The sequence below is a fragment of the Pseudomonas sp. Marseille-Q5115 genome, from assembly GCF_916618905.1.
GTDB lineage: Bacteria > Pseudomonadota > Gammaproteobacteria > Pseudomonadales > Pseudomonadaceae > Aquipseudomonas > Aquipseudomonas japonica_A.
Genome location: NZ_CAKAKI010000001.1, coordinates 84,767 through 98,635, shown reverse-complemented (window position 1 = coordinate 98,635; position 13,869 = coordinate 84,767). Strand labels below are relative to the sequence as shown.

At 63.0% G+C, this 13,869-nt stretch carries 12 protein-coding genes; 9 read left to right on the top strand and 3 right to left on the bottom strand.

Annotation, left to right across the window (positions count from 1 at the left end; genetic code table 11):
* The first annotated feature begins 679 nt into the window (after window positions 1-679).
* Together LG385_RS00510 and LG385_RS00505 are read left to right on the top strand one after the other, a co-directional pair.
* Window positions 680-1,099 (top strand): polyribonucleotide nucleotidyltransferase, encoded by a 420-nt coding sequence (locus tag LG385_RS00510; RefSeq protein WP_181117399.1) that lies wholly within the window; start codon window positions 680-682, stop codon window positions 1,097-1,099.
* A gap of 4 nt (window positions 1,100-1,103) precedes the next feature.
* Window positions 1,104-2,003, top strand: a complete 900-nt coding sequence (locus LG385_RS00505) for a cation diffusion facilitator family transporter (RefSeq protein WP_225771598.1) — start codon at window positions 1,104-1,106, stop codon at window positions 2,001-2,003.
* On the opposite strand, the gene LG385_RS00500 is transcribed toward LG385_RS00505, so the two are convergent.
* Window positions 1,988-3,079, bottom strand: a complete 1,092-nt coding sequence (locus LG385_RS00500) for a DUF6515 family protein (RefSeq protein ID WP_225771596.1) — start codon at window positions 3,077-3,079, stop codon at window positions 1,988-1,990. The two genes, LG385_RS00505 and LG385_RS00500, sit on opposite strands and share 16 nt — an antisense overlap.
* 466 nt (window positions 3,080-3,545) lie before the next feature.
* Between LG385_RS00500 and LG385_RS00495 the strand changes: the two genes are divergently transcribed.
* From LG385_RS00495 to LG385_RS00485, 3 genes are all read left to right on the top strand, one after another.
* On the top strand, window positions 3,546-4,025 hold the full coding sequence (locus LG385_RS00495) for an Lrp/AsnC family transcriptional regulator (protein ID WP_181117402.1): 480 nt from the start codon (window positions 3,546-3,548) through the stop codon (window positions 4,023-4,025).
* Between the two features lie 86 nt (window positions 4,026-4,111).
* Window positions 4,112-5,584, top strand: coding sequence for an AMP nucleosidase (gene amn / locus LG385_RS00490; RefSeq protein ID WP_413247296.1), 1,473 nt, complete (start codon window positions 4,112-4,114; stop codon window positions 5,582-5,584).
* A 54-nt stretch (window positions 5,585-5,638) separates the two neighbouring features.
* Window positions 5,639-6,247 carry a pseudouridine synthase gene (locus LG385_RS00485; protein ID WP_225771591.1) on the top strand — a complete coding sequence of 203 codons (609 nt, stop codon included), beginning with the start codon at window positions 5,639-5,641 and terminating at the stop codon, window positions 6,245-6,247.
* A 44-nt stretch (window positions 6,248-6,291) separates the two neighbouring features.
* On the opposite strand, the gene LG385_RS00480 is transcribed toward LG385_RS00485, so the two are convergent.
* Window positions 6,292-7,938 (bottom strand): acyl-CoA dehydrogenase family protein, encoded by a 1,647-nt coding sequence (locus LG385_RS00480; protein ID WP_225771589.1) that lies wholly within the window; start codon window positions 7,936-7,938, stop codon window positions 6,292-6,294.
* 137 nt (window positions 7,939-8,075) lie between these two features.
* Here LG385_RS00480 and LG385_RS00475 point away from each other — a divergent pair, with 137 nt between their 5' ends.
* Entirely contained in the window at window positions 8,076-8,279 is a 204-nt protein-coding gene (locus LG385_RS00475; protein WP_225771587.1) for a type II toxin-antitoxin system VapB family antitoxin, read from the top strand.
* 80 nt (window positions 8,280-8,359) lie between these two features.
* Here the strand turns inward: LG385_RS00475 and LG385_RS00470 are convergent, their stop codons facing one another.
* Window positions 8,360-10,780 carry a 7TM diverse intracellular signaling domain-containing protein gene (locus tag LG385_RS00470; RefSeq protein ID WP_225771585.1) on the bottom strand — a complete coding sequence of 807 codons (2,421 nt, stop codon included), beginning with the start codon at window positions 10,778-10,780 and terminating at the stop codon, window positions 8,360-8,362.
* Between the two features lie 250 nt (window positions 10,781-11,030).
* On the opposite strand from LG385_RS00470, the gene LG385_RS00465 reads away from it, so the two are divergent.
* The 3 genes from LG385_RS00465 to hemL are packed head-to-tail and all read left to right on the top strand — an operon-like array spanning window position 11,031 to window position 13,806.
* On the top strand, window positions 11,031-11,828 hold the full coding sequence (locus LG385_RS00465; protein ID WP_225771583.1) for a bifunctional hydroxymethylpyrimidine kinase/phosphomethylpyrimidine kinase: 798 nt from the start codon (window positions 11,031-11,033) through the stop codon (window positions 11,826-11,828).
* Between the two features lie 52 nt (window positions 11,829-11,880).
* Window positions 11,881-12,504 carry a thiamine phosphate synthase gene (thiE, locus tag LG385_RS00460; protein ID WP_225771581.1) on the top strand — a complete coding sequence of 208 codons (624 nt, stop codon included), beginning with the start codon at window positions 11,881-11,883 and terminating at the stop codon, window positions 12,502-12,504.
* Window positions 12,505-12,525: 21 nt separating this feature from the next.
* Complete coding sequence (hemL, locus tag LG385_RS00455; protein WP_225771579.1) at window positions 12,526-13,806, top strand: glutamate-1-semialdehyde 2,1-aminomutase; 1,281 nt, start codon at window positions 12,526-12,528, stop codon at window positions 13,804-13,806.
* Window positions 13,807-13,869: the final 63 nt, after the last annotated feature.

Here is a 13,869-nt window from a genome sequence, read left to right as displayed (position 1 = left end):
AAATCCGGATCAATCCACTGGATGACCTCCTTGATGTCTTGATGCAGATCAAAAAGCGGTTGCCATAAAAGCGGCTCGTGATGAAAGCAGCGGTTCCGCAGATCTCGGGCCTTGTTAAGGCGGCTGCGAATATTACTCGCGTTTTTAAAATGCTTAGGACAATGGTGGAAAACCTTCATCAGAGGTTTGGATATCTCGGGAAAGGCGCGGCGATTGAACAGAGAGCTTAGCCTCCAATGTGTGCCAGACCATCTACTCGCAACCTCCCTTTAGCGTCACGAAACAAGCCCGCGATAGTACAGGCAGGGCTCTATGCTGCAAGGGGATTGACGTGCAGGTTGACGCTGGTAACCTACGCATGCAGCCCTAGGAACCTCCACTCCCGTGCTACACGAAACGGTGAAGAGACTAGGTTATGTGACGGCCCCGCTCTGCGGGGCCTCCTCTTTTCTGGCGATACGCTTTGTCGCCCCGCTCTGCGCCCTACAATCTTCCTGTACCCCACACCAGCAGGGAGACTTGCCTCCAACCCTCCCGCTCCCATCGGCAAGCACACGTCACTGGCCCCCCACCAAGCCGCAAGGTATAACGGCGAACCGCAACGGCCCGACCACGGTCGTAGTTGTCGGTAGCGGCCATTTATGCGAATGGCCGAGCCTTTTAACCCCAGGAGAAATTCATGCGTTTCCCTACTCGTATGATCGGCAGTGTTCTGGTTATTTCGGTGTTCACTCAGCTCACCGCGTGCGGCACTTTGTTCTGGCCTGACCGCCGTGGGCAGATCGAAGGCAAGATCGACCCGGTAGTCGCCGCCCTCGATGCCATCGGCATTCTGTTCTATGTGATTCCAGGCCTGATCGCCTTTGGCGTGGACTTCGCCACCGGCGCGATCTACCTTCCGGGCGGCACCCACGCGCAGGTCGACCCTGATCTGCTCAAAGGCGCGGTCAAGCCCGATGGCAGCGTGGACAACAAGCGCTTGCAAGCCATTCTGGAAAGCCAGCTGGGCAAGCACTTGCCGCTGGACGACCCGCGCCTGATCCAACACCACGGCAGCGTCGAGCAACTGGCGGCGTACGGCCTGCGCCCGGCAGCCTGATCGCATGGTCGTCGCCCCCCGCCATCGCCGCCTGCTACGCCTGGCAACCCGCGCGTCGCTGGGGGTGGCAACGGTGCTTATCCTGTGCAAAGCCATTGCCTGGTACTTGAGCGGCTCGGTCAGCCTGCTGGCCGGGCTGACCGACTCGGTGCTGGATGGGGCGGCGTCCTTCCTTAACTTGCTGGCGGTTCACTATTCGCTGCGCCCCGCAGACGACGACCACCGCTACGGGCATGGCAAGGCCGAGGCCCTCGCCGGCATGGGCCAGGCACTGTTCATTGGCGTGAGCGCGGTATTCATCGCTATCCAGGCAGCTGAACGTTTGCGCACGCCAGAGCCCATCGGCGAGGCCGGAATAGGCATTGCCGTGATGGTGCTGTCACTGGTGCTCACGGTGGGGCTGCTGATTCTCCAGCACAAAGTGGTAAAGGAAACCGGCTCTACCGCTGTGCGCGCCGATTCCCTGCATTACCGGTCCGACCTGATGCTCAACGGCAGCATCCTGCTGGCACTGGTGCTTGCCGGCTGGGGGTATCCGCAGGTGGATGCGCTGTTCGGCCTGGCTATCTCGATTTATATCCTGTGGAGCGCCTATCAGATCGCCAAGGAGAGCTCGGCCATCCTGATGGATCAGGAGCTTGATCCCGACGTTGGCGAACAGATGCTTGTGCTCGCGTGTGCAGTCCCGGGCGTGCTGGGCGCCCATGACCTGCGCACGCGGATGTCAGGCCAGCACTGGTTCGTTCAGCTGCACCTGGAGCTTCCCGGGCAGCTGTCACTGTCTGCAGCCCATGCGCTGTGCGAACAGGCCGAAGCCGCGATCATCGCAAAATTCCCCAAGGCCGAAGTGCTGGTTCACGCCGACCCTGAAGAAGCCGTTCACCCCGCTCAGTTGAGGCCGTAACCGCGGCTGCTCAAACAATTGGCCATGTTCTGCCGGAACAGATACACCACCTGATCGGAAGGCGCGTAGGTGGCAGTGGCGGGGTCGAAGCCGGTCTGCTGTGCGGCCCAACGCTGGCAGTCGTACCGATCCCGCTCCATTTGCGAAGGCGTCTGGCCGTTGGCGGGGTAGAACGCAACGTCATACCCGCTCGGTGCCGCCGCAGGCTGTGGTACGGGTTGCGGCTGCGACTGGATGGGCGCGGCAGGCGCGTCGACCACCACGTACTCCTGGGTTTCATTGACCCACTGGTAGTAGGTGCCCGCCGCCAGGAAGAACATGCCACCGCCGATCCACAGGCGGGTGGCGTAGTCTGGCAGGTAGCGCACCCGAATCCCACGCGGTGGTGCTACCACCACGTAACCCGGACCATTGGGCCGGTACCAGTATCCGCTGGAATAGAAGTAGTCGCCCCCACGGTATGGAACTCGGTAGTGGTCACCGGGGAAGCGGTCTATGCGCTGCCCAGGGCGATACTGAGGGCCGGGCCCCCAGCCGTCGTTGTGCCAGCGCGGATCACGGTCGCGGTCACCCCCGGCTTGCCATTGGCGATTGCCGTTCTGCCGGGGCAGGTCGGGATAGCTGCCGCGCAGGGGCGACTGGGTTTGCCACACTTCACCAGGCTTGCCGTGGATAGGGGGCGTGTTGTCCGGGCGCTGAGGTTGCGGCCGGTCGTTCCCATTGGGGTTGCTCTGCCAACTCTGGCCTGGCCGACCACTATCGGGGCGAGGATCCGGGCGATTGGTTGGCCGTGGGTCTGGTCGAGCGTCTGGCCGAGTGTTCATTGGCCGATCATTATCTGGCCGCGTGTAGCCCTGCTGCGGTGGGCGCTGAGGGCCTTGCCCCGGATTGGAGCCGGACGGGCGCTCCTGATTTCGCGAAGGGCCCTGGCCCTGATAACCGCCATGGTCCTGACGACTGGGCGCCGAGCCGCGCAATTGGTCCTGGGCGCTGGAACTGTTGTCCGCGAAAGTCGGCGAAGCCAGGCACAGGCTCAGTGCGCAAGCACTGGCAAGGCACCACGGGCGGGTGTTCATGGGTATCCTCATTATGTGCGGTGCACCAGCGTTTGACTGAGAAAACCGAGGGCGGTTCGTGGCCATGCTAACAGCCGCTTCGGTTGTGCTATCGGCCGTGACGCTTATTTCATGAATGGCGCCCGCTGCTCGCCCGCCTGTATCGCACCCATAAAAAAAGGAGGCCCCGAGGCCTCCCTTGATGAACTGCGTCCAGGCGCGTCGCTTGTGGCGGCGGCTCACTACGGCCGGCCTGATTGAGCCAGCGTCAACCCGGTGGCCAGCTCGACCCTGTGGGGGCGGTGGCCGCAAGCGGCCTGATTGGGCGGCTCGCAGTGGACTCATGTCCGGGCGGTGATCATGGGGTAAAGCTTATCGCGCCACCGGCGGCAGAAGATTGCGAAGATTGCCCTTCAATATGACTATTGCGCAATTTAAAATCCTGCGCAGATAATCTTCCGCAATTCTACTAATGCAGGTGGGTGCCATGGGCAAGTTGGACCGTTACGATCTGAGTATCCTCGCCGAGCTACAGCGCGATGCCCGCATCTCCAATCAGGAGCTGGCCGAGCGGATCGGCTTGTCCCCTTCGCCCTGCTCCCGCCGGGTGAAGCAGCTGGAAGACGACGGCTATATCACCCGCCAGGTGGCACTGCTGGACCGAAAAAAGCTGGGCTTGAACCTTACTGCCTACGTGCTGATCGGGATGGACCGGCATACGCCGGAGCGTTTCGAGAATTTCGAGGCCGCCGTGCGCAACCTTCCGCAGGTGCTCGAGTGCAGCCTGGTCACCGGAATGGAAGCGGACTACCAGCTCAAGGTGGTGGTGCAAGACATGGACCATTACCAGCAATTGCTGCTGGGGCACCTCACCCGCATTGAAGGCGTCACCAGCGTGCGGTCCAGCTTTGTGCTCAACCAGGTATTGGCGAGCTCCGAGCTGCCGTTGGCGCACCTTCGCCCCTGAGCACCGTCATGCCTGTGTCGCGCGGTACTGTTAAAACGTTTTGGAACAGGCAAGATAGTGACTTGCCAGAAGAGAAGGATCCGCCTGTGAGCACCGATGCCGATGCATTCGTAACCTTGAACACACCCGAACAGGTTGTGGATCGCCTGGCCTGGCTACATGACCGTGCGACTGGCGCGCTCAGCCAGGCCCTCAAGCGCTACCTCAAAGACCGCACCGAGCCTACCGCCGAAGAGCGCGCCCAGTTTCGTTACCCCGAACTGCGGCTCACCTATCAGTCCCACGGCGAAGTGCCCAGCACCACGCGTGCTTATGCCAAATTGCAGCTGCCAGGCACCTACTCGGTCACCGTGACCCAGCCAGAAGCCTTCCGCAAATACCTGTTGGAACAGCTGGTGCCGCTGATGCGGGACTTCGACGTGGTGCTGGAAGTAGGCGCCAGCCAACAGAACATCCCCTACCCCTACGTAGTTGAACAGGGCGATGAGCTGGCCGGCACGGGCGTAACCGCCGCTGCCCTGGCGCGGGTATTCCCCAGCACCGACCTGTCCGCCGCCACCGATGGCATCGCTGATGGGCTGTACGACTGGGCCAACGCCGATCCCCTGCCGCTGGCACTGTTCGACGCCGCGCGCGTGGACTTCAGCCTTCGCCGGCTGGTGCACTACACCGGCAGCGACTGGCGCCACGTGCAACCCTGGATTCTGCTCACCAACTACCACCGTTATGTGGACCAGTTCGTGGCACACGGCCTGGAGCAACTGCAAAGCGACCCCCGCTTCGTGCGCATGGTCATGCCGGGCAACGTAGTGATCGAAAAAGGCATGGACCATGGCGAAGCTCAGGCGCTGGTGGCCAGCGTGGTGTGGCATCGCTATCAGATGCCGGCGTACCACCTGATTGCCGCCGATGGCGACGGCATCACGCTGGTGAACATCGGGGTGGGGCCGTCCAATGCCAAGAACATCACTGACCACTTGGCCGTACTGCGCCCCCACTGCTGGCTGATGATCGGCCATTGCGGCGGCCTGCGTGCCTCGCAGACGATCGGCGACTATGTGCTGGCCCATGCTTACATGCGCCGGGACGGCATTCTGGACCGTCTGGTACCACCACATATTCCGATCCCCGCCCTGGCGGAGGTGCAACTGGCCCTTCAGGAAGCCGCCGCCCAGGTGACCGGCGAGCGGGGCGACGAGCTGAAGAAGCGGCTGCGCACCGGCACTGTATTGACCTACGACGATCGGAACTGGGAGCTGCGCTGGGCGCAGGAGCGGCCGTTGATCAACCTGTCCCGGGCGGTGGCCGTGGACATGGAAAGCGGCACCATCGCCGCCCAGGGCTACCGGCTGCGCGTGCCTTACGGGACGCTACTGTGTGTATCGGACAAGCCCCTGCACAGCGAGATCAAGCTGCCCGGCTCGGCGAATGCGTTCTATAACCGCGCCGTGAGCCAGCACCTTACCATCGGGATTGCCGCGCTTGACCTGTTGCGCACGCAGCTGAATGCCCTTCACTCGCGCAAACTGCGCAGCTTCGACGAGCCGCCCTTCCGCTGATCGACCGCGGCGGGGCTGGTATGCTATCGGCCCCGCTGCAATTGGTTGACCTTCATGCCTGCCCCCCCTCGCCGCCCCCCGCCACGCCGCGTTGCCAAGGCCCCGCCTGTTGCGCCTCGCCTCGTGGTGCTCAACAAACCCTACGATGTGCTCACCCAGTTCAATGACGATCAGGGCCGGGACACGCTCAAGAACTACCTCGACATGCCGGGTGTATACCCCGCCGGCCGCCTGGACCGGGACAGCGAAGGCTTGCTGCTGCTGACCAACGACGGTCGCCTTCAGGCGCGTATTGCCGACCCTAAGCACAAGCTGGCGAAAACCTACTGGGTGCAGGTAGAAGGCGAGCCCGAGGAGGCCCAACTGGCCCAGCTACGGGCAGGCGTGGTGTTGAACGACGGCCCCACACTCCCCGCCGAGGCGCGGCTGCTCGCCGAGCCCGACCTGTGGCCACGAAACCCGCCGGTGCGTTTTCGCAAGAGCGTGCCCACGGCCTGGCTGGAACTTACCATCCGCGAAGGCCGCAACCGCCAGGTGAGGCGCATGACCGCCGCGGTAGGCCTGCCGACGTTGCGCCTGGTGCGGGTGCGGATCGGGCCGTTCGATCTGGAAGGCCTCCCTCCCGGGGCGTGGCGGGAGGTTGATCCGCGGGTTCTCGGATAGCCTGTGGGACCGCAGCGCAGTCCATTCGGGGGCTTTGCCCCCTCCTACAGGCCAGGGAGGGATCGCTGGATCAGTTGCTCGACGGCGATACCCCGGGGCAAGGCGCCATAAGCGCCGGCCTTTTGCTCCAGCCGGCTGGCAATAAAAGCATCGCTGACAACGCTGTTGCCTGCTTCCAGCAACAGCCTGGCTTGAAGCGTGAGGGCGATGTTTTCGGTGAGTTGCCTGGCTCGATAAGGCAGCTCGGCGGTATCGCGCAAATCGCCCTTCAATTGTTCAATGGCCGTAGCAAGCCGACGGTCGCCGTGGCCGTCTCCCAATTCGGCGAACAGGGCATCCAGCACGCCGGCCTCTTTCGATAGCGCCCGCAGCACGTCCAGGCATTGCACATTGCCCGAGCCTTCCCAGGTTGAATTCACCGGAGCCTCGCGGTACAGACGGGGAAGGATGCTGTCTTCAACATACCCTGCGCCGCCCAGGCATTCAGCCGCTTCGTTGATCATTCCCGGCGCTCGCTTGCAGATCCAGTATTTACCCACCGCTGTAACCAAGCGGGCGAACAAGGCTTCGCCGGGGTTATCCAGCCGGTCCAGTGCCTGGCCCATGCGCAGGCTCAAGGCCAGGGCGGCTTCGCTCTCCAGCGCCAGGTCTGCCAGTACGTTCTGCATCAAGGGCTGCTGCACCAGCGGCCGGCCGCCCACGCTGCGGTGCGCGCAATGGTGAATCGCCTGGGTGAGGGCCTGACGCATCAGCGCGCTGGAGCCCACCATGCAATCAAAACGGGTCATGGCGACCATTTCGATGATCGTCGGCACTCCCCGACCGGGCTCGCCCACCATCCAGGCCAGCGCGCCACGGTATTCCACCTCACTGGAGGCGTTGGACTGGTTGCCCAACTTGTGTTTCAGCCGCTGAATATAAAACGCGTTCCGACTACCATCCGGCCGATGGCGCGGCAGTAAAAAGCAGCTCAAGCCTTCGTCGGTATACGCCAGGGTAAGGAAGGCGTCGCACATGGGCGCCGAGCAGAACCACTTGTGGCCCAGCAGTTCATACGGCTGCCCTGGCCCTGGCTGGCCTACGGCGAACGCCCGGGTGGTGTTGGCGCGCACATCCGTGCCGCCCTGCTTCTCGGTCATGGCCATGCCGATGGTCGCACCGGCCTTCTGGCTGATCTCGATATTGCGCGGGTCGTATTCGGTGGAAAGCACCTTGGGCAGCCAGCGCTCGGCTAGGTCTGGCTGCAAGCGCAACGCAGGCACGCTGGCGAAGGTCATGGTAAGGGGGCAGCCACTGCCGGCTTCGGCCTGGGTATGCAGATACGTCATCGACGCCCGCGCCACATGAGCGCCCGGCTGTGGCTCCCGCCAGGGCAACGACGGCAGGCCATGCTCGATGGCAGCGGCCATGAGTTGATGGTAGGCCGGGTGGAATTCTATAAGGTCGATCCGGTTGCCGTAGCGATCATGGCTATGAAAGCCCGGCGGGTGCTCATTGGCGAGAAACCCAGCCGCCATCAGCGGCCCGCCCGCCAAGGCCCCATAGGCATCGATCCGCGGCTGCGCCCAACCCGCACCGAAGCGGCGCGACCACTCCTGCAATGGCATGTCCAGGCGATAAAGGTTGGCGCCCTCCAGGCCCGGCGGCTGATTGGTCACCTCGTGGGTTTCGGCGAATCGTTGCAGGCTCATGGAAGGCTCCGCGGCATTGGCTGTGCTTGTTCAGTGAAGCACGAGTTGTCGCCGCTGCTCGATGGTTTCCTCGACCTGCCATGAGCGATAAAGTGCGTGAAACGCCAGCTACGGGTGAGCCAGCAGTAGAGGAATGAATGAAAATCAGCGTATTTATTGATGACGCTCTTTATAAAAGCGCCCTCGAAGCTGCCGAGCCCGATATGGAGCCAACCGAGCTGTTTCAGAAGGCACTCGAAACGTTCGTGCGGGTTCAAGCCGCAAAACGTCTTGGGCACCAGGGTTCAAGTTATGCCTGGATCAATGACGTTCCTCGGCGCCAAGGTGAAGCCGAGGAATGAGAGCGTGTGACGAGGAAGGTCTTTTCACTTCTTTTTAAGTGCAGAAGGCCTGCTGCGTAGATCCTCACTCAGACCCGCAGTCAAGCCATCCCCCCCGCCGCCCCGCCATACTGCTGGCCGCTTTCTGCGGCACGTCCATCTTCCAGCAATACCTCGCTGAACAGGGCCTGCAGTGCCTCGAAGCGTACCGGCCGGGCGATGACGCCGCTGATGCCGGCGTCGCGGCAGCGTTGGCGATCAGTGCCCACGGCGCTATCGATCACCGCCAACAGTTTCCATTGGGCATTGCTCGCCATTTGCTGTAACCGCCGCGCCTGTTCCACCAGAGGTTCCAACGGGCCGTTGCCGTCCAGCAACAATGCGGCTGAAGGGTGAGCAGCCAAGGCTTCGAGCGCCGCAGCTTCGCCTTCTACCGTGCGCACCTCATAACCAAGCCGCAGCAGCATGCCACGCGTGAACAGTTGATCCACCCGCTCACTTTCGATCATTACCACCAGGCAATCGCCCGGCCGCCGCATCGCGCCTTCGCTATCAACAGTACGGGGGCGTACGGGTTGGGCGGCGGGCGGTGCGTCCACGCCCAGGCTCAGGGTCAATTCAAAGCAGCTGCCTTCACCCGGCGTGGACTGGTGGCTCAGGGTTCCGCCCACCAGCGTCGCCAGCTGTCGACAGATCGCCAGGCCAATTCCAAGGCCGCCGTGCTCGCGAGTCATCGAACCATCCACCTGGTAGAACTGCTGATACAACGCATCGCTGTCCAGGCTGAAGCCGATGCCGGTGTCGATCACCCGAAACACCACGCGCACTTCGCTGTAATGCTGTTCCACGGCCTCTACCATCAAGGTAACGCCGCCTTCGCGGGTGAATTTGATGGCGTTATCCAGCAGACGGGCCAGGCACAGTGCCATTTTCTTCAAATCGCCCTGCAGAACCCCAGGCACGCCTGGGACCACTTCGGTACGCAGCGCCAGGCCTTTTTCGTTCGCTTGCGCCACAAACTGCATGTGCAGGCTGTCGAGCAACACCTGCAGGCGGAAGGGTTCCACCCGCGGCGCCAGCCGGCCAGCTTGCAGCTCGGTAAGTATCAGAATGTCGTCGACCATGCGCATCATGTCGCGGGCCGAGCGGGTGGCGGTTTGCTGATATGAACTGAGCTCGCCGTTCATCGGCACGGTCTGCATCAGCTCAAGGGACCCGATCACACCGTTCATTGGCGTGCGCAGTTCATGGGTAACCGTAGCCAGGAACTCGTCCTTCAGGCGATTACTCTGAGACAGCCGCTGGTTGAGGGCTTCAAGCTTATGGCCGGCATCCAGCAGCACCTGCGCCTGTTGCTCACGCATCACGTTGATGCGATCCGCCAAGGCCAGCGACAGCAGCGCCACTTCCAGCGCCGAGCCCAACTGGCTGGCGTACATGGTGAGAAACACGTTAGGCAGCAGCCCGAGCACCATCAAAGTGTTGACGATGCCGCCCACTAGAAACGCCGACCAGGCGATCATGAAATAACGCGCCTGCCGCTGCCCCTTGAACCAGGCGATGATCCCCGCGCTGAAGATCACCACGGTGAACACCAGCGCCAGCCCGGTAGCCAGGCGCAAAGCCAGCCCATAGCTCGCCATCAGGGAGATTGCCATCACCCCGACCCCCGCGCCCATCAACAGCTTGAGCAGCCAATCCAGCCAGCGTGCGTGGCCCGCCGTGCGGAGGAAGTGCCGGGAAAACTGGCAGCCAAAGAAGGCGGCGGCACCGATCAGGAAAGGGGTGGCCGCGTTGGCCCACCATGGGTTGTTCGGCCAGAAGAACTGAATACCCGCCCCGTTCACCGATACCTGGTACAGGCCGAACGAGCCTATATAAAGGATGTAGTACAGGTAGCTGGTATCGCGCACGCTCAAATAAATGAACAGGTTGTAGACCAGCATCACCAGCAGCACGCCGTAGATCAGACCGAATACGTAGAGCCGTTCGGGCTGGGCCTCCAGAAAGGCTTCGGCGGACCACAGCGACAACGGCACCTGCACCGATCCCTCGCTCTGCACCCGAACCAAGGCCGTGCGTGCTTCGCCGGGTTTGAGCGGCACATTGAACACATAGTTGTTCTGGCGAATGGGGCGGCTGTCCCACGGTAGTTCATCGCCGGTTTTCGCCTCCAGGTGCCAGCTGCCGCGGCCATCCTGGAGGTAAAGATCGACGTGGTCCATCGGCGGGTACGCAAGCTCCAGCAGCCACGTACGCGCGCCGCTGTCATCCTGGCGTGGCAGGTAGCGCAGCGGGATCTTCAGCCAGAAGGCAGAGCTGGAATAACCGGCATTCAACACCTGGGTGGTGTTGGGCGTGAAGGGCTGGGACAACACCTGTTCAAGGGTCGCGGTGCCGGTTTTATCTTCGAAGTACGACAGCTCCCGGCCCAGCGGCAGGTTGCGGGTACTGTCGTCAAAGTCGACGGCGGTCGCAAGCGATGGCAACCAACACAGCATCAGAAAGAGAATGTAGCGCATACAGCCCCAGTTCAGGCGCCTGCAGCATCGGGAAGCCTCCCCAGTTCCCTTTGAGTCGACGTGCTGGCAACCTGTTATCAATTTTGCCGCATCCTACCATAGCCTTCGGCGTCTGCATCCTGCTTGCAACAATTGCCGACAGCCGCTCTGTGATGCACCGCCGCTGCCCGGGAACAGGGGCTCAGAGGCTTCAAATCAGGTACGCCCCCTCGCGAGCCGCACGGCGGGTTTGGTGGTAAGCTCGCGCACCATGAATACCTATACCTCTCGCCCTGTTGTTCTATGCCTCTCGGGCCATGACCCGAGTGGTGGTGCCGGCCTGCAGGCCGATATCGAAGCCCTGCTTGCGCAAGGTTGTCACGCCGCGCCCGCGGTGACGGCCCTTACGGTGCAGAACACCGTGGACGTCATCGACTTCCGCGTGCTGGACCGCGCCTGGGTGCTGGCCCAGGCGCAGGCGGTCATGGCCGATTCGCCTATCGCCGCAATCAAGCTGGGCATGCTCGGCTCGCTGGAAATGGTCGATACCGTCGCCGAGCTGATCCTCGCCAACCCAGGCGTTGCGGTGGTCTGCGATCCGGTGCTGCGCGCGGGCGGGGGTGGGCGGCTGGGCAAGGATGAAGTGGGCTATGCCATCCGCGAGCGGATCTTGCCGCTGGCCACCATCACCACGCCTAACCTTCCCGAGGCACGCATCCTGGCCGAGCTGCCGGACGGCAGCGCCGAGGCCTGTGCCGAACGGCTGCTCCAGCACTGCGCCCATGTGTTGATCACGGGCGGCCATGGCGACGAACAGGAAATCCATAACCGGCTGTACGGCCGTAACGGCCTGCGAGAAACACGCACTTGCCAGCGACTGCCTGGCAGCTACCATGGGTCTGGGTGCACCCTGGCCAGCGCCTTGGCCGGCCGTCTGGCGCTGGGCGAAACCCTGCCCAGCGCGGCGCGTTCGGCGCTTGACTACACCTGGCGCACACTGCGTGACGCAGAACGCCTGGGCCAGGGGCAGTACGTCCCACGGCGGCTGCCGCTCGACTTCTGCTCCTGATGATCCGCGACGCCAGGCGCAGGACGCTCCTCGACGCCCCAAGAGGTTTGACATGAAACTACGCGGCCTTTACGCCATCACCGACCACAAGTTGCTCAGTGGCCATTTTCTCGATTACGTGAAAGCGGCCCTGGATGGCGGCGTAACACTGCTGCAGTATCGAGACAAACGTCAGGAGGATGCCCGCCGCCTGCGCGAAGCCGAAACACTTAAGCGCCTTTGCGAAGGCTACAAGACCCAACTCATCATCAACGACGACGCCGAGCTGGCCGCCCGCCTTGGTGTTGGCGTTCATCTGGGGCAGACCGACGGCCCGTTGCCTCCGGCGCGCAGCCTGCTTGGCCGCAACGCGATCATCGGCGCCACCTGCCACGCCAACCTCGAGCTGGCGCGTGAAGCCGCCGCCAATGGCGCGAGCTATGTTGCCTTCGGCCGCTTTTTCAACTCCACCACCAAACCGGAAGCGCCGCCGGCCAGCCTCGACCTGCTGGCCGATGCCCGGCGCCAGCTCAAGCTGCCGATCTGCGTCATCGGCGGCATTACGCTGGACAACGCGCCCCTGCTGCTTGAACGCGGCGCCGACCTGCTGGCGGTCGTGCATTCGCTGTTCGCCGCCGATACCGCAAATGAAGTCACCCGCCGCGCCCGCGCTTTCAATGCGCTGTTCGGCGCCTGAACCGATCGAGAGAATTGTCCCATGTCCCGCTCTGAAAACCTGTTCGCCGCCGCCCAGAAACACATCCCCGGCGGCGTGAATTCACCTGTCCGCGCGTTCAAGAGCGTTGGCGGTACGCCCCTGTTCTTCAAGCATGCGGCCGGCGCGTACGTGACCGACGAAGACGACAAACGCTATGTGGACTACGTAGGCTCGTGGGGCCCGATGATCCTGGGGCACAGCCACCCAGACGTGCTTCAAGCCGTACGGGATCAGCTCGAGCATGGCCTTTCCTACGGCGCGCCCACCGAGATGGAAACCCACATGGCCGAGCTGGTGTGCTCGCTGGTGCCCTCCATGGAAATGGTGCGGATGGTCAGCTCCGGCACCGAAGCCACCATGAGCGCCATTCGGCTTGCCCGAGGCTTCACCGGGCGCGACAGCATCATCAAGTTCGAAGGCTGCTACCACGGCCACTCCGATAGCCTGCTGGTAAAGGCCGGTAGCGGGGCGCTCACCCTGGGCGTGCCAAGTTCACCGGGGGTGCCGGCCGCCTTCGCACGCCACACGCTCACTCTGCCCTTCAACGACCTGGACGAAGTTGAAAAAACCCTCGCCGAGTCGGGCTCGGAAGTCGCCTGCATCATCGTTGAGCCGGTGGCCGGGAACATGAACTGCGTGCCGCCAGCGCCGGGCTTCCTGGAAGGCTTGCGCACGCTGTGTGACCGCCACGGCGTGGTACTGATCTTCGACGAAGTGATGACCGGCTTCCGCGTGGCGCTCGGCGGTGCCCAAGCGTATTACGGCGTCACGCCAGACCTGTCCACCTTCGGCAAGATCATCGGCGGCGGGATGCCGGTGGGCTGTTTCGGCGGCAAGCGCGAGATCATGTCCCACATCGCACCGCTGGGCCCGGTGTACCAGGCCGGTACGCTTTCAGGTAATCCTCTGGCCATGGCTGCGGGGCTGACTACCCTCAAGCTGATCAGCCGCCCGGGGTTCCATGACGAATTGACGGCCTACACCAGTGCGATGCTGGACGGCCTGCAGCAGCGCGCCGACGCGGCACAGATCCCCTTCGTAACCACCCAGGCGGGCGGCATGTTCGGGCTCTATTTCAGCGGTGCCGACGATATCGTCACGTTCCAGGATGTGATGGCCAGCGACGCGGAACGATTCAAGCGGTTCTTCCATCTCATGCTTGACGGTGGCGTCTATCTCGCGCCTAGCGCGTTCGAAGCGGGCTTCACCTCCATTGCTCATGGCGAAGCGGAAATGAAGATCACTTTGGAGGCTGCGGAGCGGGCCTTTGCCCAGCTGTAAGGGGCAACGCCGAGCCACGCGCCCCTATGGCGTGTGGCTATCACGGAAAAATCCGAGTAAAGA

Excerpts from the sequence above, each read along its gene's own strand:
- hemL (WP_225771579.1), top strand. The coding sequence starts at position 12,526 with ATGTCCCGCTCTGAAAACCTGTTCGCCGCCGCCCAGAAACACATCCCC.
- LG385_RS00480 (WP_225771589.1), bottom strand. The coding sequence starts at position 7,938 with ATGAGCCTGCAACGATTCGCCGAAACCCACGAGGTGACCAATCAGCCG.
- LG385_RS00485 (WP_225771591.1), top strand. The coding sequence starts at position 5,639 with ATGCCTGCCCCCCCTCGCCGCCCCCCGCCACGCCGCGTTGCCAAGGCC.
- LG385_RS00465 (WP_225771583.1), top strand. The coding sequence starts at position 11,031 with ATGAATACCTATACCTCTCGCCCTGTTGTTCTATGCCTCTCGGGCCAT.
- LG385_RS00470 (WP_225771585.1), bottom strand. The coding sequence starts at position 10,780 with ATGCGCTACATTCTCTTTCTGATGCTGTGTTGGTTGCCATCGCTTGCG.
- LG385_RS00505 (WP_225771598.1), top strand. The coding sequence starts at position 1,104 with ATGGTCGTCGCCCCCCGCCATCGCCGCCTGCTACGCCTGGCAACCCGC.
- LG385_RS00500 (WP_225771596.1), bottom strand. The coding sequence starts at position 3,079 with ATGAACACCCGCCCGTGGTGCCTTGCCAGTGCTTGCGCACTGAGCCTG.
- thiE (WP_225771581.1), top strand. The coding sequence starts at position 11,881 with ATGAAACTACGCGGCCTTTACGCCATCACCGACCACAAGTTGCTCAGT.
- LG385_RS00510 (WP_181117399.1), top strand. The coding sequence starts at position 680 with ATGCGTTTCCCTACTCGTATGATCGGCAGTGTTCTGGTTATTTCGGTG.
- LG385_RS00475 (WP_225771587.1), top strand. The coding sequence starts at position 8,076 with ATGAAAATCAGCGTATTTATTGATGACGCTCTTTATAAAAGCGCCCTC.
- LG385_RS00495 (WP_181117402.1), top strand. The coding sequence starts at position 3,546 with ATGGGCAAGTTGGACCGTTACGATCTGAGTATCCTCGCCGAGCTACAG.